Origin of the sequence: Luteibacter sp. 9133, assembly GCF_000800155.1 — a bacterium.
GTDB classification, from domain to species: Bacteria; Pseudomonadota; Gammaproteobacteria; order Xanthomonadales; family Rhodanobacteraceae; genus Luteibacter; species Luteibacter mycovicinus.
In genome coordinates this window covers 3,050,355-3,070,697 of the sequence record NZ_JUHO01000001.1, presented here as the reverse complement: position 1 = coordinate 3,070,697, position 20,343 = coordinate 3,050,355, and the positions used below count along the sequence as shown (strand labels likewise).

The 20,343-nt window shown below is 64.1% G+C and carries 20 protein-coding genes and 1 tRNA gene; 15 read left to right on the top strand and 6 right to left on the bottom strand.

The annotated features are described in order from the left end of the window. Positions 1-6: 6 nt before the first annotated feature. Positions 7-1,074, top strand: a complete 1,068-nt coding sequence (gene cgtA, locus FA87_RS13340) for an Obg family GTPase CgtA (RefSeq protein WP_036111440.1) — start codon at positions 7-9, stop codon at positions 1,072-1,074. A 212-nt stretch (positions 1,075-1,286) separates the two neighbouring features. On the opposite strand, the gene rpsT is transcribed toward cgtA, so the two are convergent. Next, positions 1,287-1,550: a 30S ribosomal protein S20 gene (rpsT, locus tag FA87_RS13335; RefSeq protein ID WP_036111443.1), complete on the bottom strand. Its 264-nt coding sequence runs from the start codon at positions 1,548-1,550 to the stop codon at positions 1,287-1,289. A 209-nt stretch (positions 1,551-1,759) separates the two neighbouring features. On the opposite strand from rpsT, the gene murJ reads away from it, so the two are divergent. The 6 genes from murJ (at position 1,760) to FA87_RS13305 (ending at position 9,022) form a co-directional block, all read left to right on the top strand. Next, positions 1,760-3,367 (top strand): murein biosynthesis integral membrane protein MurJ, encoded by a 1,608-nt coding sequence (murJ, locus tag FA87_RS13330; protein WP_036111446.1) that lies wholly within the window; start codon positions 1,760-1,762, stop codon positions 3,365-3,367. Between the two features lie 100 nt (positions 3,368-3,467). Then, positions 3,468-4,424 (top strand): bifunctional riboflavin kinase/FAD synthetase, encoded by a 957-nt coding sequence (locus FA87_RS13325; protein WP_043695177.1) that lies wholly within the window; start codon positions 3,468-3,470, stop codon positions 4,422-4,424. A 48-nt stretch (positions 4,425-4,472) separates the two neighbouring features. Continuing rightward, the gene (ileS, locus tag FA87_RS13320) at positions 4,473-7,331 is read left to right on the top strand and encodes an isoleucine--tRNA ligase (RefSeq protein WP_043695174.1); all 2,859 of its coding nucleotides are present in this window, start codon (positions 4,473-4,475) and stop codon (positions 7,329-7,331) included. 75 nt (positions 7,332-7,406) lie between these two features. Then, positions 7,407-7,913, top strand: coding sequence for a signal peptidase II (gene lspA / locus FA87_RS13315; protein WP_036111449.1), 507 nt, complete (start codon positions 7,407-7,409; stop codon positions 7,911-7,913). A 48-nt stretch (positions 7,914-7,961) separates the two neighbouring features. Beyond that, positions 7,962-8,903 (top strand): 4-hydroxy-3-methylbut-2-enyl diphosphate reductase, encoded by a 942-nt coding sequence (ispH, locus tag FA87_RS13310; RefSeq protein ID WP_036111451.1) that lies wholly within the window; start codon positions 7,962-7,964, stop codon positions 8,901-8,903. 43 nt (positions 8,904-8,946) lie between these two features. Then, positions 8,947-9,022 (top strand) — tRNA-Thr (locus FA87_RS13305). Between the two features lie 101 nt (positions 9,023-9,123). Here FA87_RS13305 and FA87_RS19985 read toward each other — a convergent pair. Together FA87_RS19985 and FA87_RS13295 are read right to left on the bottom strand one after the other, a co-directional pair. Continuing rightward, on the bottom strand, positions 9,124-9,561 hold the full coding sequence (locus FA87_RS19985; RefSeq protein ID WP_052191356.1) for a hypothetical protein: 438 nt from the start codon (positions 9,559-9,561) through the stop codon (positions 9,124-9,126). 96 nt (positions 9,562-9,657) lie between these two features. Then, on the bottom strand, positions 9,658-10,422 hold the full coding sequence (locus tag FA87_RS13295; protein ID WP_043695170.1) for an SDR family oxidoreductase: 765 nt from the start codon (positions 10,420-10,422) through the stop codon (positions 9,658-9,660). Positions 10,423-10,535: 113 nt separating this feature from the next. Between FA87_RS13295 and FA87_RS13290 the strand changes: the two genes are divergently transcribed. Further along, complete coding sequence (locus FA87_RS13290; protein ID WP_079522215.1) at positions 10,536-10,961, top strand: helix-turn-helix domain-containing protein; 426 nt, start codon at positions 10,536-10,538, stop codon at positions 10,959-10,961. A gap of 36 nt (positions 10,962-10,997) precedes the next feature. Next, the gene (locus FA87_RS13285) at positions 10,998-11,546 is read left to right on the top strand and encodes a GNAT family protein (protein ID WP_043695167.1); all 549 of its coding nucleotides are present in this window, start codon (positions 10,998-11,000) and stop codon (positions 11,544-11,546) included. Positions 11,547-11,706: 160 nt separating this feature from the next. On the opposite strand, the gene FA87_RS13280 is transcribed toward FA87_RS13285, so the two are convergent. The 3 genes from FA87_RS13280 to FA87_RS13270 form a co-directional block, all read right to left on the bottom strand. Then, positions 11,707-11,967, bottom strand: coding sequence for a hypothetical protein (locus tag FA87_RS13280; protein WP_051943396.1), 261 nt, complete (start codon positions 11,965-11,967; stop codon positions 11,707-11,709). A gap of 113 nt (positions 11,968-12,080) precedes the next feature. Continuing rightward, positions 12,081-12,263, bottom strand: coding sequence for a hypothetical protein (locus tag FA87_RS13275; protein ID WP_036111460.1), 183 nt, complete (start codon positions 12,261-12,263; stop codon positions 12,081-12,083). 73 nt (positions 12,264-12,336) lie between these two features. Further along, a complete protein-coding gene (locus tag FA87_RS13270) occupies positions 12,337-12,684 on the bottom strand; it encodes a hypothetical protein (RefSeq protein ID WP_043695164.1) in 348 nt (115 codons plus the stop codon). A gap of 182 nt (positions 12,685-12,866) precedes the next feature. Between FA87_RS13270 and pilV the strand changes: the two genes are divergently transcribed. The 6 genes from pilV to FA87_RS13240 are packed head-to-tail and all read left to right on the top strand — an operon-like array spanning position 12,867 to position 20,315. Continuing rightward, positions 12,867-13,415 (top strand): type IV pilus modification protein PilV, encoded by a 549-nt coding sequence (gene pilV / locus FA87_RS19980; RefSeq protein ID WP_275041277.1) that lies wholly within the window; start codon positions 12,867-12,869, stop codon positions 13,413-13,415. Further along, positions 13,412-14,791 carry a PilW family protein gene (locus FA87_RS13260; RefSeq protein ID WP_081996594.1) on the top strand — a complete coding sequence of 460 codons (1,380 nt, stop codon included), beginning with the start codon at positions 13,412-13,414 and terminating at the stop codon, positions 14,789-14,791. The genes pilV and FA87_RS13260 overlap by 4 nt, the downstream gene beginning before the upstream one ends. Positions 14,792-14,802: 11 nt before the next feature. Further along, entirely contained in the window at positions 14,803-15,417 is a 615-nt protein-coding gene (locus tag FA87_RS13255; RefSeq protein WP_081996593.1) for a PilX N-terminal domain-containing pilus assembly protein, read from the top strand. A 23-nt stretch (positions 15,418-15,440) separates the two neighbouring features. After that, positions 15,441-19,253, top strand: coding sequence for a PilC/PilY family type IV pilus protein (locus FA87_RS13250; RefSeq protein WP_197062417.1), 3,813 nt, complete (start codon positions 15,441-15,443; stop codon positions 19,251-19,253). After that, positions 19,243-19,674: a type IV pilin protein gene (locus FA87_RS13245; protein WP_043695153.1), complete on the top strand. Its 432-nt coding sequence runs from the start codon at positions 19,243-19,245 to the stop codon at positions 19,672-19,674. The genes FA87_RS13250 and FA87_RS13245 overlap by 11 nt, the downstream gene beginning before the upstream one ends. Further along, on the top strand, positions 19,674-20,315 hold the full coding sequence (locus FA87_RS13240) for a GspH/FimT family pseudopilin (protein ID WP_081996592.1): 642 nt from the start codon (positions 19,674-19,676) through the stop codon (positions 20,313-20,315). The genes FA87_RS13245 and FA87_RS13240 overlap by 1 nt, the downstream gene beginning before the upstream one ends. Positions 20,316-20,343: the final 28 nt, after the last annotated feature.

Sequence of the window (20,343 nt, the reverse complement as noted above, 5' to 3'; positions counted from 1 at the left end):
CCTTCCATGAAATTTGTCGACGAAGCGCAAATCAGAGTCTCGGCCGGTGACGGCGGCAACGGCTGCGTCAGCTTCCGTCGAGAGAAATTCATTCCCTTCGGTGGGCCGGATGGCGGTGACGGTGGCAGCGGTGGTTCCGTCTGGCTGGTGGCCGACGAGGGCCTCAACACCCTGGTCGACTTCCGTCACATGCGTTCGTTCAAGGCCAAGCGCGGCCAGGCGGGCATGGGTAGTCAGATGTACGGTAAGGGCGCCGACGATGTCGATGTCCGCGTGCCTGTCGGCACCATCATCATCAACGTCGACACCGACGAAGTCATTGGCGATCTTACGGCTCATGGCCAGCGTCTGAAGGTGGCGCAGGGTGGTCGTGGCGGTCTGGGCAATATCCATTTCAAGAGCTCGGTCAACCGTGCTCCGCGCAAGTTCACGCCGGGTACGCCGGGTGAGGTTCGCGACATCAAGCTCGAGCTGCGTCTGCTCGCGGATGTCGGCCTGCTGGGCTTCCCCAACGCAGGCAAGAGCACCTTCATCCGTGCGGTATCGGCGGCTACGCCGCGCGTGGCGGATTATCCGTTCACGACGCTGCACCCGAACCTGGGTGTCGTGCGCATCGGCACCGACCAGAGCTTCGTGATCGCCGATATTCCCGGCATCATCGAGGGTGCGGCCGACGGCGCCGGCCTCGGTATCCAGTTCCTGCGTCACGTATCGCGTACCAGCCTGCTCCTGCATGTGGTCGACATCCAGCCGATCGACGGCTCGGATCCGGTGGAGCAGGTGCGTACGATCGAAAAAGAACTCGCCAATTTCGATGCCGAGCTGGTCGAGCGTCCGCGCTGGCTGGTGATCAACAAGTCGGACGTCATTGATGACGAGGACGAGCTGAAGGCGAAAGTCGATGAGATCATCGCGCGTCTGGAATGGACGGCGCCGTGGTTCGTGGTCTCGGCAGCTGGCGAGATCGGTACGCGTGATGTGTGCCTGCAGGTGCAGCAGTTCTTCGATGCCGAGCGGGCGAAGCAGCGCGATCGCAGCGAAGAGCGCGATGACGTGAGGCTGCGCGGGGAATAAAAGGCATGCGGGCTCATGAGCCCGCCCGACCTGTAGGGGCGCGCCCTGCGCGCGAGCTCTTCACCGGGCGCCGGAAGATTGCACGCCAGCGCCCGGCGCTCGGCCTCAAAAGATGTCGCGCGCGGGGCGCGCTCCTACAGGAAGCAAGAAACGGGGAAACAAAAAAGCCGGCGTAAGCCGGCTTTTCTGCAAACAGCGATGTCGCGCAGGCTTTACGCCAGGTCGCGGATCTTCGCGTTCAGGCGGCTCTTGTGGCGAGCAGCCTTGTTCTTGTGGATCAGGCCGCGGGCAGCGTAACGATCCATCACCGGCACGGCGATGGCGTACGCGCTGACTGCGCCAGCCTTATCCTTGGCGTCGATCGCCTTGACGACCTTCTTCAGTGCGGAACGCACCATGGAACGCGCGCTGACGTTGCGCAGACGGCGCTGCTCCGACTGACGCGCACGCTTCTTCGCGGACTTGATGTTGGCCAAGGTGAAGCTCCAGAGTTCGGTTGGTTTTAAGAAAGACGCCCATTTTGATGCCAAACGCCGGGCGCGTCAATAGCTTAGAGCCCGCACGGGCGTACCCGACGGTTGATCGGGCGAGGGCCCGGGAATTTCCAGATGGCGGACTGTCCTCCGCCGGGGGCTCGCTGTCAAACTAGGGGTTTGATCCAGCCTCCAAGGCAGCCCCTCCCCGGATGAAAACCCCCAGCCTTCTTCGCGGCATGCTCTCCTTCAGCAGCATGACCATGGTGTCCCGCGTGCTCGGCCTGGTGCGGGACATGGCGATCAGCCACTCCTTCGGTGCCAATGCCGCGACCGACGCCTTCTGGGTCGCATTTCGCATTCCGAACTTCATGCGCCGCCTGTTCGCCGAGGGCTCCTTCTCGACCGCGTTCGTGCCGGTTTTCACCGAGGTCAAGGAAACACGTACGCATGAGGACCTGAAAGACCTTATGGCGAAAACCTCCGGCACGCTGGGCGGCATCCTGCTCATCGTGGTGGCGCTGGGTGTGATCTTCGCGCCCCAGGTGACGGCGCTGTTTTCGCCGGGCGCGGTGGATGACCCCGCGAAATTCGGCCTCACCGTCGACCTCCTGCGGCTGACGTTTCCGTTTCTCCTGTTCGTCTCGCTGACGGCGTTGAGCGGCGGCGCGCTCAACAGCTTCCATCGCTTCGGCCTGCCGGCCCTGACGCCGGTGATCCTCAACCTGTGCATGATCGGCGGCGCCCTCTGGCTGGCGCCGCATCTGCATACGCCGATCATGGCGATGGGCTGGGCTATTCTGATCGCGGGCTTCCTGCAGCTGGTGTTCCAGTTGCCGACGCTGCGCCGCCTGAATCTGTTGTCCATGCCGCGGTGGGGCTGGAAGTCGCCGGATGTGCGCCGGATCATGACCCTGATGGTGCCGACGCTGTTCGGCTCGTCGGTGGCGCAGATCAATCTTCTGCTGGACACCGTGATCGCGTCGCTGCTGATCGCCGGTTCGCAGAGCTGGCTGTCCCAGGCCGACCGGTTTCTCGAGCTTCCCCTGGGCGTTTTCGGCGTGGCGCTGGGCACGGTCATCCTGCCTTCGCTGTCACGCCACCATGTGGCCACCGACAAGGATGGCTTCTCCCGGGCACTGGACTGGGGTCTGCGTACGACGCTGCTGATCGCGGTGCCGGCCATGTTCGCGTTGATGCTCCTGTCGTTCCCACTCGTGGCGACGCTGTTCCAGAACGGCCGTTTCACCGCCTTCGACACCAAGATGGCCTCGATGTCGATCACCGCGCTGAGCTTCGGCCTGCCGGCCTTCGCGCTGGTCAAGGTGGTGCTGCCCGCGTTCTACGCGCGCAAGGACACGAAGACACCCGTCCGCGCGGGCGTCGCGTCGCTCGTTGCCAACATGGTCTTCAATGTCGGCTTCCTGGCCCTCCTGTTCTTCCTCTGGGCCACGCCGGAGCAGAAGGCCGGGTCGTGGATGGCGGCGCTCGCCGCCATCCCGGGTCTGCACATGGCGCTGGGCATGGCCAGCGCTCTGGCCAGCTACCTCAACCTTGCGCTGCTCTGGCGCTGGCTGGGTAAGGCCGGCGTATACACCCGCCAGTCGGGATGGGGCCGGCATATCGCGCGGCTGGCCCTCGCCTGCGGGGTGATGATCGCGGTGCTGCTGACCGGCCTGCATATCTGGCCGGAATGGAGTGGCGTGGAGAAGTGGGTGCGCGTCTGGCGCCTGGCCATCCTGGTGGTGGCAGGGGGCGGGGCCTACGTGGCGGCCTTGTTCGCCCTCGGATTCCGTCTGCGCGACCTGCGCGCGCGTTGAGCGGTTCGTCCGGGGTCTCCGCGTCGCATTGTGCGGCGCAATGGGGCCGCTATACTGGCCCGATGGCTTTTATTCCGCATCGATTCCAGGGCGCTCACGCATGACGCTGCGACTGCACCGCGACGTCGACGGACCGTGCCTCGCCCCCCAGGGCAGCGTGGTGGCGATCGGCGCGTTCGACGGCCTTCATCTGGGCCACCAGGCCATTCTCGCCGAGGTCCGGACACGGGCGGAGGCGAAGGGCCTCACGCCAGCCGTCATCTCGTTCGAGCCGCTGCCGCGCGCCTTCTTTTCGAAGGAGCCGGTGCCACGTCTGTCCGGCGTCCGCGAAAAAGCGGAGGGCATGACCGCCGCCGGCATCGCCGAACTTCTGTCCCTTCGCTTTGACGAAGCGCTGACCCAGATGTCCGCCGAGGATTTTGTCCGCCGCGTCATCGTCGGCCGGCTGGCTGCCCGTGAAGTCTGGGTGGGCGAAGACTTCCGCTTCGGTCACCGCCGCGGCGGCGACTTCGCCCTCCTGCGGTCGATGGGTGACGAACTCGGCTTTACCGCGCACGCGGTCTCGCCGGTGATGGTCGAGGGCGAACGCGTGTCTTCCAGCAAGGTGCGCACCCTGCTGGCGGAAAGCCGCTTCGCCGACGCCGCGACTCTGCTCGGACGGCCCTTCATCATCGAAGGCCATGTCGAGCACGGTAAGCAGCTGGGCCGTACGCTCGGTTATCCCACCGCCAACGTGCACCTGCCCGAGCGGGTCAGTCCCGTGCGCGGCATTTTTGCCGTGCGTATCGGGGTGGGCGAGGGCCCTTGCAGCTGGCCCGGCGTGGCCAGCCTGGGTGTCCGCCCGACCGTGAACGAGGTGGCGGAGCCGTTGCTCGAAGCGCATCTGTTCGACTTTTCCGGCGACCTCTACGGTATGCGCATCGCGGTGGAGTTCGTCCGGAAACTGCGTGACGAAGAAAAATTCGACGGCCTTGACGCCCTGATCGCGCAAATGCGCCAGGACGAGATCGCCGCCCGGCAGGCCCTTGGCATGAACCCCATACTTGTCGATGCATGACGGAACGCGCCTGACGCGCGTCCGCCCCGAAACCCACGGTTGCCAGCGATGACCCAGGATTACAAAAACACCATCAATCTGCCGCAGACGGACTTCCCGATGCGCGGCGACCTTCCCAAGCGCGAGCCGACCTGGCTCGCCACGTGGGAGCGTGTGGGCCGCTATGCGCAGATCCAGGCGAAGGCCGCGGGTCGCGACAAGGTGTTCGTGCTGCACGACGGCCCGCCCTATGCCAACGGCGCCATTCACCTGGGCCACGCGGTCAACAAGGTGCTGAAGGACGTCGTCGTCAAGTCGAAGCTGATGGCCGGTTACCGCGCCCCGTACGTGCCGGGCTGGGATTGCCACGGCCTGCCGATCGAAATCGCCATCGAAAAGAAGTTCGGCAAGGCGGGCGACAAGCTCGACGCCGCCGCGTTCCGGCAGAAATGCCGCGAGTACGCGATGGCGCAGATCGACCTGCAGCGCGCCGACTTCAAGCGTCTCGGTGTGCTCGGCGACTGGGAAAAGCCCTATCGCACCCTCGACTTCACCTATGAGGCCGACATGATCCGCGCGCTGGCGCGGATCGTCGATAACGGCCATGTCGTGCGCGGCGCCAAGCCCGTGTACTGGTGCTTCGACTGCGGTTCCGCACTGGCCGAGGCGGAGATCGAATACGCCGAGCGCACGTCGCCGGCCGTCGATGTCGCCTACGACGCCGTGTATCCGAAAGACCTCGGTGCCGAGTTTGGCGTCGACGTGGGCGACGCCATCGTCGCCGTGCCCATCTGGACGACGACGCCGTGGACGCTGCCGTCCAGCCAGGCCGTGTCGCTGGGTGGTGAGATCGAATACTCGCTGGTCGAAGGCCCGTCGCGCGATGGCAAGCGTGTGCTGCTGGTGATCGCCTCGGCGCTCGCCGCGAAGGCGCTCGCCCGTTATGGCGTCGAAACCGCCACCGTGCTCGGCCACGTCCAGGGCGCCGTGCTCGAGAACAAGCCGCTGCGTCATCCGTTCTATGACAAGCAGGTGCCGGTCATCCTCGGCGATCACGTGTCGGACGAAGACGGTACCGGTGCGGTGCACACCTCGCCCGATCACGGCGCGGAGGATTTCGCCGTTGGCCAGAACTACGGCATCGGTACGCTCAATTACGTCGACGGTCGCGGCGTCTATCGCGCCGACCTGCCGCTGATCGGCGACGTGTCGCTCGCCGGCACGCACATCTGGAAGGCCAACGACCAGATCGTCGAGCTGCTGCGCGGCCATGGCGTCCTGCTCGCTTTCGCCAAACTCACGCACAGCTATCCGCATTGCTGGCGCCACAAGACGCCGGTGATCTATCGCGCCACTCCGCAGTGGTTCATCGGCATGGAAACGGCCGGCCTGCGCAAGACCGCGCTGAGCTCGATCAAGTCCGTGCGCTGGGTGCCGGGCTGGGGCGAAGAGCGCATCGCCGGTATGGTCGATGGGCGTCCCGACTGGTGCATCTCCCGTCAGCGCACGTGGGGCGTGCCGATCACGCTGTTCATCGACAAGAACACGCATGAGCCGCATCCGGACTCCGTCGCGCTGATGGAGAAAGTCGCGAAGAAGGTCGCGCAGGAGGGCATCGACTGCTGGTTCACGCTGGATCCGCGCGAGCTGATCGGCGACGACGCGGACAACTACGAGAAAGTGACCGACGTGCTCGACGTCTGGTTCGACTCGGGTACGAGCCACTTCGCCGTGATCGGCGCGCGTCCCGAACTGCAGGCGGGTGACGCGAGCGAATACAAGGTCATGTATCTCGAGGGCTCGGATCAGCATCGCGGCTGGTTCCAGTCGTCGCTGCTCACGTCGGCCGCCATCCACGGCCGCGCGCCATACGACCATGTGCTCACCCACGGCTTCACCGTGGACGCGCAGGGCCGCAAGATGTCCAAGTCGCTGGGCAACGGCATCGAGCCACAGGACATCATGAAGACCCTCGGCGCGGACATCCTGCGTCTGTGGATCTGCTCGACCGATTACCGCAACGAGATGTCGCTGTCGGACGAGATCCTGAAGCGCGTGGCGGACACGTATCGTCGCATCCGCAACACGGTCCGTTTTCTGCTCGGCAACCTCGATGGCTTCGATCCGGACAAGCACCTGCTTGCCACGGACGCGTGCCTCGATCTGGATCGCTGGGCGGTGCAGCAGGCGGCCGATACGCAGGCGGCGATCGTCGCCGCGTACGAGCGCTACGACTTCCCGGAGATCGTGCAGCGCGTGCAGAACTTCTGCACCACCGAACTGGGCGCGCTTTATCTGGACATCACCAAGGACCGGCTCTACACGATGCCGACCGACAGCCGCGGTCGCCGCAGCGCGCAGAGTGCGATGTATCGCATCGCCGAGGCGATGGTCCGCTGGCTGGCACCGATAATGACCTTCACGGCGGAAGAGGCGTGGGTCCTGCTGCCCGGCACGCGTGACGAATCGCCGCTGTTCGAGACCTGGTACGAGGGTCTGGACACGCATCAGGACGGTGAAACGCGCGGCTGGTGGGGCAAGCTGCTCGCCATTCGCGAGACCGCGTCGCGCGCGCTCGAGGGCATGCGTAAAGCCGGCCAGATCGGCGCGTCGCTGGACGCGACCCTGACGCTGCACGCGGACAAGGAAACCCAGGTCGCTCTGGCCGCGTCCGCTCCGGAGCTGCGGTTCTTCTTCATCACCTCGGCGGTCACGCTGGCGGACCTCGAGGGTCGGCCGGCCTCGGCCGAGCGCGTCGAGCTCGAGGGGGCGGAGGTGTACGTCGCCGCCGCCGTCAGCGAGGACGTGAAGTGCATCCGTTGCTGGCACCATCGTCCCGACGTCGGAGTCGACCCGGCTCACCCCGAGATCTGCGGTCGCTGCGTCGAGAACGTCACGGGGCAGGGCGAAGACCGCCGCTGGTTCTGACGAGTCCGCCCGACCCGAACCACCCGTGCCGCCGCTCCGGCGGCACGGGACGCTCCGTTTCACATGGCTGAATGCATGACTGTACGTCCCAAACCGAACGCCTTGTCCTGGCTCTGGCTCGCCGCCGCCATGATCGTGCTCGACCAGCTGAGCAAGTGGTGGGCCCTGACGGCCCTGCAGCCGGCCGAGACGCCGCATCCGGTGATCCCCGGCATCCTGAACTGGACGCTGACCTTCAACACCGGCGCCGCGTTCAGTTTCCTGGCGGACAGCGCCGGGTGGCAACGCTGGTTCTTCGTCGTCCTGGCCGCCGTCATCAGCGGCACGCTGGGGGTCTGGTTGTCGCGTACGCCGCGGAACGACTGGCGCACGGCGCTGCCGCTGGCCCTGATCGTCGGTGGGGCGCTCGGTAACGTCATCGACCGCCTCCATGCGGCCAAGGTCACCGATTTCATCCAGGTATTCATCGGCAGCTACCCCTTTCCGGTCTTCAACGTCGCGGATTCGTCCATCTGCGTGGGCGCGGCGGCCCTGATCGTGTTCAGCCTGTTCAGCGGTCCGCAGAAGCCCGACGTGCGATAATCGCGGGGTCCGGCGGCTTCGGCCGCCACCGCTCATCTCGAGGTCCCCTTGGACATCCTTCTCGCCAATCCCCGTGGTTTCTGCGCCGGCGTCGACCGTGCCATCGCGATCGTGGAGCGCGCCCTGGAGTCATACGGCGCCCCGATCTACGTCCGCCATGAAGTCGTCCACAATCGGTTCGTGGTCGAGCGCCTGCGCGCCGATGGCGCCGTGTTCGTGGAAGAGCTGGACGAAGTGCCCGACGGCTCCACGGTGATCTTCAGCGCGCACGGCGTGCCCAAGGCCGTCCGCGAGGAAGCCGACCGCCGCGCCCTGAATGTCTTCGACGCCACATGCCCCCTGGTTACCAAGGTGCATATGGAGGTCGCCCGGCTCGGCCGTGCCGGTCACGACGTCATCCTGATCGGTCACGCCGGTCACCCGGAAGTGCAGGGCACGATGGGTCAGTGGAACCGCGCAAACGCGGGTCGTATCTATCTGGTCGAATCGGTCGAGGACGTCGCCGATCTCTCGCCGTCGCAGCCCGACAAGCTCGCCTTCGTCACGCAGACCACGCTGTCGGTGGACGACACCATCGCCATCATCGCGGCGCTGCGTGCGAAGTTCGTCGCCATCGAAGGTCCGCGCAAGGACGACATCTGTTACGCGACGCAGAACCGGCAGGACGCCGTGCGCCGTCTCGCCGACGCCGTGGACCTGGTGCTGGTGGTCGGTTCGATCAACAGCTCCAACTCCAATCGGCTGAAAGAGCTGGCGGAGAAGCAGGGCGTCACCTCCTACCTGATCGACGGCGCCGAGCACATCGATCGCCAGTGGCTCGAGGGCACGACCCGCATCGGTGTCACCGCGGGCGCGTCCGCGCCCGAGAAACTGGTGCAGGAAGTGATCGCGCGGCTGCAGTCGTGGGGCGCGGGCAGCGTGCGTGAGCTGGACGGTGAAGCCGAAAACATCACCTTCGCGCTGCCGAAGGAACTGCGTCTGGCCAGTTGAGGGCTTGCGCCTCGGGCCAAGCTTCCCTAGAATTCCGCTTCTCGCCGGAATAGCTCAGTTGGTAGAGCGCGTCATTCGTAATGATGAGGTCGTAGGTTCGATTCCTATTTCCGGCACCATGATTTCTCCCGAACTGCCGCCGAGCGGTTCCGGGGACAGCAAAAAACCCGCTGATGCGGGTTTTTTTGTGCCTGCGTGACCCGCGTCGCCTGCGCGGGGCCTATGCGGCGAGGCGCGATTCGTTCGAGAGATAGCGCAGACCGATCGCCAGCGCCATGTCATAGCTGGCCATGGTGTCGCCCGGTACCACGACACTTGCCAGGCAGGGATGGCCGGGGACGAGTTCCGACGCGTCCGATGCATCGCTGTCGTCGTGCACTTCGATGTAGGGCACGGGCAACGCGGCGAGCGCATCGCGCAGCTGAGCGACATCGCCGTCGGGTACATCGTTGGCGTCGACATCGATCAGCACGAGGTCCGCATGGTCGGACGACGATCGCCCGATATGACCCGTCAGCTCGGGAAAGTCACTGCACGGACGCCACAGAAGGTCGACGCCCGATGCCTGAGCACGCTCCCACAAACGCCACATGGCGTGCTCGGCGCATGTGGCGTTGGTGGGCCCGTGACGCGGTGCGGTGATCACGACGATCGACATCGGTGGCGACTCCATGGAGGGGAAGCCAGTATCCGGGCGTCGTGCGTAAAAACGCTGCGCGAGCGGGGCGCTTTTCGGGTAACGACGTCGTAAATATTACGTCCGCTGCCTGACCATCTCGTCGTTGAACTGCTTGAAGAAGCCGTCGAACTTGCCGCTTGCTTCAGCGAACCGCAACGGCTTGACCCGCTCGACCAGGATCTCGTGCGCCTCCGGCTGCGATTCGATCAGCGTCATGACTTCGGCGATGAATTCGTCCAGCGGCATCGCGTGCGGGTCGTTCTTCTGGTGTTCGCCCATTAGTTCGGTCTGGACATAAGGCGGCACGATCTCCAGCACCTTCACGCTCGTGTCTTTCAGCTGATATCGCAAGGAATTCGTATACGAATGGATCGCGGCCTTCGTGGCGCAGTACGTCGGCGTCAGCGACAGGGGCATGAACGCGAGGCCCGACGACACGGTGACGACGGTCGCTTTCGGCTGCGCCAGCAGGTGGTCGATCAGCGCGGCGTTGAGCCGGATGGGCCCGAGCAGGTTGGTGGCGATCGTCGACTCGGCGGTATCCGTCGCACCGGACTTCGTGTCCTCGGGACGCATGATGCCGGCGTTGTGGATGACGACATTGAGGGCCGGATGCTCGCGCTTCACCTGTTCGGCGAAACGCACGATCGCCGCGGGGTCCTCGATGTCGAGCAGGGCGGATGCCATGCCCGGGTTCGCCGCCGTGGTCTCGTCGAGTACCGACTGGCGCCGCCCGGCGATGATGACCTGATTGCCATGCGCGTGGAACGCCTCCGCCAGCGCTCGGCCAATGCCCGAGCCGCCGCCGGTGATGAGGATCGTATTGCCCTTGATGTCCATGAGTTTCTCGCTGGTGGGAAGGGAGTTGGCAGGCTAGACTCGTTACGAACCAATGGAAAGTAGGCTCCCGAAAGTTCCATACTTACCATCCGGTAACCATGAGGAATGGCGCCATGTCCGCGACATCGAAATCGAAGCCACGCTACGACGAGCCCTGTCGTGCGTTGGGTGAAGAGCGCACCGAGCCCGAACTCGATGCATTGGTGAGGGACATCATCGGTCGGGTCGCCGACCGCTGGACCATGGTCTGCCTCGAGGTGCTGGCGGACCATGGCCGCCTGCGGTTTGGCCGGCTGGCCGACCTCATGGGTGACGTCAGCCAGAAAATGCTGACCAAGACCTTGCGCCAGATGGAGGCCGATGGCTTGGTAACCCGCACCGTCTACCCCGTCGTGCCGCCACGCGTCGAATACGAGCTGACGCCGATCGGTCTGAGCCTGGGCGCCGCGTTCTGCAGCGTCTGGTTATGGGCCGAAGAGCATCACGACGCGATCGTCGCGTCGCGCGCCGCTTTCCAGGCGCGCGAATCGGACGACTGATCGGCTACGCTTGGCTTTCCACACAGGGAGTGAGTCATGGAAGGCAGGTTCGAAACCGCGCGGTTGTACGTCGATGGCCTGACATCCGGCGATGCCGCCCTACTGTTTGCCTACCGGGGCGACGAGGCCGTCGCGCGTTACCAGGGCTGGCGGCCTGCGGACGAAGCCGAGGCGGCGGACTTCATCCGCAGGCAAGCGGCTCAGGTGTTCGGTGAGCCCGGCAGCTGGTGCCAGCTGGCCATCCGCGATCGTGTCACCCGGGAGCTTCTTGGCGACCTCGGCGTGCATTTTCCCGCGGGAACGGACGATCCGATCGAGTTCGGTATATCGCTCCGGCCCGAGAAACAGGGCATGGGCTACGCACGCGAAGCCATGGCGGCCGCCCTCGATCGTGCTTTCCGGGAGTGGGGCTACCGCCGTGCCGTCGGCTCGGTCGATCCCCGTAACGTCAGCAGCATTGCCTTGCTGCGGTCACTGGGATTCCGCCAGGAGGCCCATCACGTGGAGAGCTACCGTTTCCGCGGCGAGTGGGTCGACGACGTCATCTATGCGCTGCTGGCGCGCGAGTGGTCCGGACGTCCCTGACCCGGCGCTCAGTCGCGCATGAGGCCGAGCAGGTCGTTTTGGTCCCTGGGCGGGCCGCGCGTCTACCGTTCTATAGCCGGAGGCCATGCATTTTTGCGCCCAAACGGCAGTGCGATATGCACTTTCGGGCGCCGTGGGCTCTCATGACGCGGCGGATGACTCAGGCAGCGGCCAGGCGAGCCAGCACGGCGGCGCTGGGGGGCGCGAGGTGGCCCAGGGCGGCAGGCGGGAGGAAACGCCAGTCCGTCAGGCGGCGGGGCAGGCGTGCGTCCCGCCAGGCGTCTCGCAGGCTGAGCGCGGCCGCCTCCGCCGTGTCGAAGCGACCGATTTCCGTCGTATCGCGCAGGGCACGCCAACGGTGTCCATGGCGGACGATGCGAAAGACGGCATTGGCGGCGGTAAATACGTATTGCGCGAGCACAGGAACACTCCAGGTGGACCGGCGCTATTGTGGCCGCCGGTCCGTGACCGCTTTGTTATCCCGAGGCTACGTCGCGGTGTCGGCGCGCACCCCGTTGTGAACCCTGGTCGGGCCTACTTCGGTGCCTTCGCGGGGACGAACGGGGAAACCGGATCGCTGCCATCCATACTTTCCTCGAGGGCGTGGTCGAGGTTGTCGCTGGCCTTGTCCTTGCGCGACTGCTTTTCCGCCGCGGTTTCCTTGTGGTCAGGCTGGCCGTGGTCGGGATGGGTGACGTCCTGGCGGTCGTGGGTCATGGCGAATCTCCGGTAAGTGAGTGCCATGGAGCCTCGGCAGGCGTGAAGGAGAAGTTCGTGTTCTGTGGCGACGCTATCGCGTGACGGAGATGTCCTTGAGCAAGGCCGTCACCTCCGGGCAACGGCCGGCCCGCATTTCGCTGAAATCAGGTACGGACGAGTCCCGGATGTCCTGGATCGAACGGGTGGCCTGCGCCTGTCCCTTGGCGAAATCCGCACTCGTGCTTCCGCCGGCGACGAAGCGATCGACGTTGGTCTTCATCTCGTCAATGGAAGAGGGCGGCAGACCACAGACGAAAACTCCGATCACCGATGCCTCGCCTGCTTCGCCCAGAGTGTGACCCGGTAACCCGTCCGACTGCGCCAAGGTGGCGGAGGGAGCCGCGATTAGCGCGGCTAGCAGGATGGTGGCGAGACGCATACGACTTCCCCTTGCATAGCGAATGACTCCGGCAGCGGCCGGGTACGGCAAAACAGATGGTGCCCCAGACCCGCACTCAGGAACAGGCCGCTTGTCAGGAAAGTGTGACCGCTTGTCGGCAGAATCTGGCTCTGTGTCAGGGATCGCCGTAGCCTGCGACAGTCGGCAATGGGGGAGAACACGTGGCCCAGGTATATCGCCGCCGCGCGCAGCGCGGCGTGTCGCTAGTGGAAGTATTGATGGCAGTCCTGATCTTCTCGATCGGACTGATCGGTCTGGCCGGTTTGCTGGTCATGTCTACGCGCTCCAACCAGACGGCTTTCGTCCGGACCCAGCTCACCTTCCTGGCCAGCAGCATGGCCGACCGGATGCGCGCCAACCCGGTCGGAATCTGGAACAAGAGTTACGACGCGGCCTATCCCGTGACCGGCACGGTGCCGACCTGCAATAAGACTGCGGCCTGTTCGCCGGCCGATGTGGCGCTGCGCGACAAGATCATCTGGAGCACCCAGCTGGCGGCTTTCCTGCCCGGCCTGGGCGCTTCCAAGATAGCTTGCGACACCTCGTCTGCAGGGTACGACCCGACCGCCCAGTTCAATATGCGGCCCCCTTATGGCGGTCGCTGCACGATGACCGTCACGTATGCCGAGCGAGGTCTGAGTGCCTCCGGGTCGGACGACAACACCGATTCGAGCAGCCTGCAATCCTTTACCTGGGTATTCGAGCCATGATGCGGCAGTCATTCCGGCGTGCGTTTCAGCGAGGTGTGACCCTGGTTGAGTTGATGGTCGCCATGGTGCTTGGCCTGCTCGTAGCGGGCGGCATCATCACCGTGTTTCTCTCGACCTCCAGCAGCAATCGCGTGCAGACGCAGATGGCGCACATGCAGGAAGATGGCCGTTTCGCGATCGGACAGCTGACCGACGACCTGTCGATGGCCAATGGCGTGTACTGCAACAACACGGGCGGCATTGCCAACCAGAGCACGCTGGGCGTGTATCTTGACGGGCTGCGTACGCCCAAGATCTACGCTAAGAAATTCATCACGGGTCTGTTCGATAACACCAGCGCCTGGGGCACCACCTCGGGTACGGTGACCTATCCGACCGAACCGACGGCGACGTATCAGATGCCGTCATTCATGTTCATGCGCGGGTACAACTGTACGGGCTCCGCCGCCTGCACCCCGATCCAACCGACCTTCCTGGCCGGCAATGCGGCCACTGCGGGAACCGCCATCGGCAACCGCGTTATCGGTACCGACGTGCTGACTGTGCGTTATCTCGATTCTTCGCGCGGGTGGCGCATCGGCAAGACGAGTCAGGTCACGGCGAACCCCGACGGCACCATCGCATCGGTGTCGATCGTGCCGGACGCTACGCTGAAGGAGCCGCCGGTCACGGACTTCAAGGGGAACCTGGCTCTTCTGTCGGATTGTTCAAGCGCGCAGGTGTTCGCGGTCACGGGTTTCGGGACCTCCACGGTCGTGCCCGACAGTACCAACAACTTCAGTGCACCGCTTGCGCTGCAGCCGCAGTCGGCGCCGCGGATCTTCGACTTTACCAACGACATGCGCAACGTCACCTACTACGTGCAGGTCGTCAGTGACAACGGCACGGCTAGTGGCGTGAAGACCGGCGCGCTGATGCGTCGCGTGAATGGCCCTTCGTCCACCGTACCTGACCAGGAACTGATCCGTGGCGTCGAGCGCCTGACTTTCCGTTACGGCGTGGAAGATGCCAGCGGCGGGATTCGCTTCCTGACCGCCGATGAGGTCGATGCCGCGAAATCCTCCTCCGGCAGCATCACCTGTCCGCCGACCGCGGCCGGCCTGACCACCAGCGATGCGGGCTGCCTCTGGCGCGCCGTGAAGAGCATCGAGGTATCGATCCTGCTCGCCGGCCAGGACGTAATGCCGACGCTGACCACGCCTGAGCTGTCGTTCGTGTACACGCCCGACGCATCCAGCGGTGTCTACGCGCCGGTAGATCCAAGCGTTACGGACACATCGAAGCTGTCGATCCGCCCGACGACGCAGGGCTTCCAGGACAAGCGGTTACGCCGCCAGTTCACGGCGCTCGTCATGCTTCGCAACTACAACCCGTGAGACCCGTGACCATGCGTACTTCTTCCATGCGACGTTTCACGGCTACCCGCGGGCGACAGGGCGGCGTCGTTCTCGTCCTCGCGCTGATTTTTCTCCTGCTGATGACTGTGCTCGCGATCGCGGCCTCTGGCACATCGCTGATCCAGCTGAGGCTGGTCGGAGGCCTGCGCAGTTCGCAGATAGCCGACTTCGGTGCGGAATCGGCCCTGCGTGGCGCGGAGTGGAAGTTGTGGACCGCCAGCAACGGCACGCCGATGACCTGCACCTCTTCCGGACCGGATTGCTACATGTACGACGCGACCACGCCGAACACGACCGTGGACGCCTTCCGTGCCGCTCCCGGCTGGCTGGCGACCGGGGCCACGACGTATGCCGCCGGTGTCCTCACCGCGGCAAGTTCGGACAAGAGCTTCAGGCTCAGCAAAGATCCGGTGTACGTGATTGAGGACCTCGGCGTGGAGTTGCCGTCCGGGTTCGGCTCGCAACACGAATCGGGGCAGACCGCGCCAGGCACGGGGAATACGAGCACCGACAGCCATATCTATCGCATCACCGCGCGCTCGACCGGTTCCAACGACAACACGGTCCGGGTGATCGAGACCACGTTTGCGGCCAAGGCCAATTGACGGGAAGCATGACGATGACTTTCGTGAATACGACTTCTCGCACCTGCAGCCTGCTGGCTGCCATGCTTCTTACTGGCTTCGGCGGATGGTCCGGCCTCGCGACCGCGAAGACGACCGACCTGGTAACAACGCCGCCGGATCTGACGACCAGCGTGCCGCCCAACCTCGCGGTGACATTCGATGACTCCGGTTCAATGGCCAGCTATTTCATGGGCGACTCCCGTCCTTTCGATGGCGGCGGCTGGAATACCGGGCAGCCGTGGATGTGCGCGGGCGTAATCGATCCCCGCGTTACCGACGCGAGCGATCGCCGCTCGGGGGCCATGAACGGCGTCTACTACAACCCTAATATCGTGTACACACCGCCGGTATACGCCGACGGCACGTCCTTTCCGAACGCCGACGCGACACTGAAATACGTCTGGCTCGATGGCGTCGACGTGAATCGCCCTTCCTCCGCCAACCCCACCACGCCTGCCAGCAGCGCGAGTTACCTCGGCAACCGAAACGGCGAAACCGACGCCGACGATTCGCGCGTTACGGACATGACGGGGACCTGGTCCCAGACGACGACAACGGACAAGAAGGGTAACGTGACGACCACGACCACCGACAACCGGTGGTCTTGCACAACCAACCTGCGCAGCGCGTATACGGGTACGACCGCGGATCCGAACGGCCTTATCCGTAATGGTGGACCGTTCTATTACCGCCTCAAGGCCGGCGTGTCCATTACGAATACCGACGGGACGGTGAACACCTCGACGCTCTACACCGCCAACAACTGGGAAGCCATCCAGGTTCCCACTACGCAATACCAGAATTTCGCCAACTGGTTCGCCTACTACCGCACCCGTAATTTGATGACACGTACTACGATGTCGCAGGCTTTCGCGAAGATCGGCAACTCGATCCGTGTGGTGTGGCAGAGTATGAATCGCAGCGGATCTCCGGGTGTGGTCATTACGGCGAAGAGCTACATGCAGGACCTCGGCAATCTCGACAGCGATGTTCGTCGTGCCATGTATGACTGGATTTTCCAGACCGCGGGAGGCTACAGCACACCCGCACGTGCTGCGACCATCCGAGCCAATAACATCTTCCGCCGGGCGCTTAGTAAGGATCAGCTCGATCCTTACTGGAATGGCAACACCGCGGCCGCGGATTCGGCCGACCTCGTCTGTCGAAAGAACTTCCATATGCTGATTACCGACGGCTACTGGAACGAGGGCGATCCCGCCGCTCCCGCAGGCAGCAACAGCGTACCGCCGCTGACCGACAGCAACGTAAGCGACACGGGGCAGACCTTACCCGATGCGACCGTTTACAGCCCGACCGCGGCGGTGTCGAGGATTTTCGGCAACGTCACCGGTGGTGAGTACCTTACGTCCATGGCGAATATCGCTTGGTATTACTGGTCGAACGATATGCAGCCGACGCTCAAAAACGGTGTCAAGCCGTATTGGGCGGATTTGTCCGCACCGACCGGGGTCAAGGTCGATCCGGCAAATCCGGGCGCCACGCCGTCCGTTTATTGGAATCCCGCCAATGACCCCGCCACGTGGCAGCATGTCTCGCAGTTCTTCGTGACGCTGGGTGTGGCAGGCACACTCGACTATCCCGGCGACCTGTCCGCGCTGCGTGCCGGCACAAAGGCATGGCCGTATCCGGTCAACAATTCTCGCCAGGCCGTCGACGACACCTGGCACGGTGCAATCAACAGCCGCGGCGGCTTCTTCAACGCATCGGACCCGCAGACGCTGGTCAACGGGCTGGTCAACATCATCAATTCGGTGGTCACAGCGTCGTCGAGTTCAGTGTCCGCCGCGCTCAGCAGCGGTGTACTCAACGACGGGTCGATCACCTACATCCCCGGTTTCACATCGTCCGACTGGACTGGCACGCTCGACGCTTACCCCATCACCACGACCGGTGCGACAGGTACGAAGCTGTGGTCCGCCAACTCGCTGCTGGACGCGCGGGCCTATACCGATCGCTTCATCGCCACCACGTCGGGCCCAGGCCAGTCGACGGGTATCGTCTTCTCGCCAACGGCATTGAAAGCATCGGCGTCGGCGAGCTGGGCGATTATGCATTCGTCGGATGGGAGCGGTAGCGCCGCGGCGCAGGAATCAACGGATACCAACGCGACGGCCCGCATCAACTGGGTGGCCGGCAATCGTACGGATGAAGGCGCCCTGTTGCGCACGCGTTTAACGACGCTGGGGGCGATCATCAATTCGCAGCCGGTTTACGTCAGCTACCCGAGCAGCGGCTATCGCGACGCCTTCCCCAAGTCGGCGGCTGGCACGACGGCACCGGAAACCGCCGCATATGCGGCAAACCCGGCCAAGTCATATTCCCAGTACGTCGCCGACAATAAGGCGCGCAAGCCCACGGTCTACGTAGGCGGCAATGACGGCATGCTCCACGCGTTCGATGCAACCACGGTGACGTCGGGTTTGGATTCGCCGGGGCGTGAGCGCTGGGCGTTCATCCCGTCAGCGGTCATGTCCAACCTCTACCAGATGAGTAAGAAGGACAACTTCCAGTACGCGCCGACCGTCGATGCGACGCCGATCTATCGCGATGTGTATTTCAGTCAGGGCGCGGCATCGGTGCAAGGCTGGCACACCATCCTCGTCGGTGGCCTGCGTCTGGGCGGTCGCGGGGTCTACGCCCTCGACATCACCGACCCCACGGCGACGACCGCTGCGGGCGTGGCGTCGAAAGTGCTCTGGGAGTTTACCAGCGACAGCAAGGATTCGATGGGTAACGCCGTCGGCACCAATCTCGGCTTCACCTACGGTACGCCTAACGTGGGCCGCCTTTCCAACGGGCGTTGGGTGGTGCTGGTCCCGGCCGGGTATTTTCCGAGTTCAAACACGAGCCCTCCCGCCGCATCGAAGAACACCTATAGTTCGCTTTTCGTGCTCGACGCGCAGACTGGTGCGCTTTTAAAGGAGTTCAAGACGCCGACCAGCTACGCCGGCCAGACCATCACGAGTTACGGCCTGGCATCGCCCGTGCTGGGCGATTACAACAATGACCAGATCGACGATGTCGCCTTTGCGGGTGACCTTGTCGGCAATATGTGGCGTTTCGACCTGAGAGATCTTTCGACGGGGCAGGTGGATCTGCTGTTCAAGCCGGCGACCAACGAGGCTCAGCCGATCACGGTGATGCCGCGCCTGCTTCCGGATCCGACATCGCAGTATTTCATGGTGGTCTTCGGTACGGGCAAGTTCCTTGGCCTGGAAGATCGCACCACGACAGGTGCCGTGACGCAGTCGGTTTACGGCATCCGCGATCCGGGTCCCACGCCGACCGGCCTCCCTGTGGTGCGCGCGTCTCTGCTGGCACAGACCTTGGCCGAGGATGCCAGCGGGGCGCGTTCGCTCACCAGCAACGCGATCTCCAATACGCAGAAGGGCTGGTACTTCGACCTCAACATTTCGGGGATCAAGGGTGAGCGTGTCGTCGCGACGCCAACGGCATTGTTCGATACCAATCGCGTGATCGTCTCTACGCTCATTCCCACCACGGCTGATCCGTGCGATCCCGGCCGCGATGGTGCGATCATGGTCGTCGACGCGGCTTCCGGTGGCGCGGGTGCGGGCGTTAACGTAGGTTTCGGTTCCGTAGGTACCGGTTTCACTACCGTGGGCGCACGCGTGAAGAATCCGCCAGCATCTGGTGGCCTGCCGGCCGCCACGGTCATCGGTGGTGGCAGTGTCATCATCCCGGGCACCACGGTGTCCAAGACGGGCACCCCCTTCACCGTGGGCTCGCCGATCTGGCGTCGACGCTCCTGGAGGATTCTCAATGACCAGTAACTCGCGACGTTATGCGGGCTATACGCTGATCGAGCTGATGATCGTAGTGGCTGTCATCGCGGTCCTCGCAATGATCGCCATCCCGTCCTATACGCGTTACGCGTATCGTGCACGCCGATCCGACGGCCAGCAGCTGCTCATGCGCGTCGCCAACGCGCAGGAGCGCTACTACTCGACATTCAATACCTACGGCGGTGAGCCGGTGACGGGTGACCTGAAACTGGGCTCGGTGACATCGGAGAAGGGTTACTACACGGTGGTCATCACCTCGACCGACCTGACAAAAAACTATACGGCCACGGTGAACCCGACCAACGCCCAGCAGAGGGATGTTTGTGGTGCGCTCAGTATCGACTCGCGCGGCAATAAACTGCCGGCGGCATCCGATACTGCAAAAAACAGCAACGGGAACTGCTGGTGATGGCGAATCATGCGGAAAGGGTACCAATGCCGCGGCGGGTGGTGGGTTTTACCGTGGTCGAACTAATGGTGACCGTACTGGTGCTGGCTATTCTTCTGGCCGTCGCGGTGCCGAGCTTCCGTTCCACCATGCGTCGAGGAAGTGTCGCTAATGCGATGAATACGATCTCGGGGGACATGCAGTTTGCTCGCGGGCAGGCCGCAAGCCAGCATCGTTTCGTCTCGCTGTGCCGGAGCGCCGATGGCGCGACTTGCGCCGTGACCAGCACGTCGCCGTACAACTACGACGTTGGCTGGATTGTGTACTCCTACGATGTGACCGCCGCGGGAGCCAATCAGGTTTACTCGGCTACCTCAGGCAATATGGACATTCTGCGCACCCAGGCAGCGTTGAAAGGCGTATCGCTGCGGGCTACCGACACCGCTGTCATTACCTTCAACCAGACAGGTGGCTTCGTTACCACGGGCGCCACCCGTACCCAGCTCACGTTCGTGGCGTGTAGCCGGCCGAAGGGGAGCGAGACTGTCGACAGCGCAGCGGGAACAAGCGATTCGGGCACCCAAGGCACCACAATGACACTGCGGGCGTCGGGATCGATCATCGTCAACCCGCTACCGGTGGGATCGTCCTGCGTTCCCTAATCCGGCTTGACCCGCCGGGAGGCAACAC

Coding starts and splice junctions, on each gene's coding strand:
- FA87_RS13295 (WP_043695170.1), bottom strand. CDS start 10,422: ATGGACATCAAGGGCAATACGATCCTCATCACCGGCGGCGGCTCGGGC.
- ileS (WP_043695174.1), top strand. CDS start 4,473: ATGACCCAGGATTACAAAAACACCATCAATCTGCCGCAGACGGACTTC.
- FA87_RS19985 (WP_052191356.1), bottom strand. CDS start 9,561: ATGTCGATCGTCGTGATCACCGCACCGCGTCACGGGCCCACCAACGCC.
- FA87_RS13255 (WP_081996593.1), top strand. CDS start 14,803: ATGCGTACTTCTTCCATGCGACGTTTCACGGCTACCCGCGGGCGACAG.
- FA87_RS13270 (WP_043695164.1), bottom strand. CDS start 12,684: ATGCGTCTCGCCACCATCCTGCTAGCCGCGCTAATCGCGGCTCCCTCC.
- FA87_RS13275 (WP_036111460.1), bottom strand. CDS start 12,263: ATGACCCACGACCGCCAGGACGTCACCCATCCCGACCACGGCCAGCCT.
- FA87_RS13290 (WP_079522215.1), top strand. CDS start 10,536: ATGTCCGCGACATCGAAATCGAAGCCACGCTACGACGAGCCCTGTCGT.
- FA87_RS13245 (WP_043695153.1), top strand. CDS start 19,243: ATGACCAGTAACTCGCGACGTTATGCGGGCTATACGCTGATCGAGCTG.
- cgtA (WP_036111440.1), top strand. CDS start 7: ATGAAATTTGTCGACGAAGCGCAAATCAGAGTCTCGGCCGGTGACGGC.
- lspA (WP_036111449.1), top strand. CDS start 7,407: ATGACTGTACGTCCCAAACCGAACGCCTTGTCCTGGCTCTGGCTCGCC.
- FA87_RS13240 (WP_081996592.1), top strand. CDS start 19,674: ATGGCGAATCATGCGGAAAGGGTACCAATGCCGCGGCGGGTGGTGGGT.
- FA87_RS13285 (WP_043695167.1), top strand. CDS start 10,998: ATGGAAGGCAGGTTCGAAACCGCGCGGTTGTACGTCGATGGCCTGACA.
- FA87_RS13260 (WP_081996594.1), top strand. CDS start 13,412: ATGATGCGGCAGTCATTCCGGCGTGCGTTTCAGCGAGGTGTGACCCTG.
- murJ (WP_036111446.1), top strand. CDS start 1,760: ATGAAAACCCCCAGCCTTCTTCGCGGCATGCTCTCCTTCAGCAGCATG.
- FA87_RS13325 (WP_043695177.1), top strand. CDS start 3,468: ATGACGCTGCGACTGCACCGCGACGTCGACGGACCGTGCCTCGCCCCC.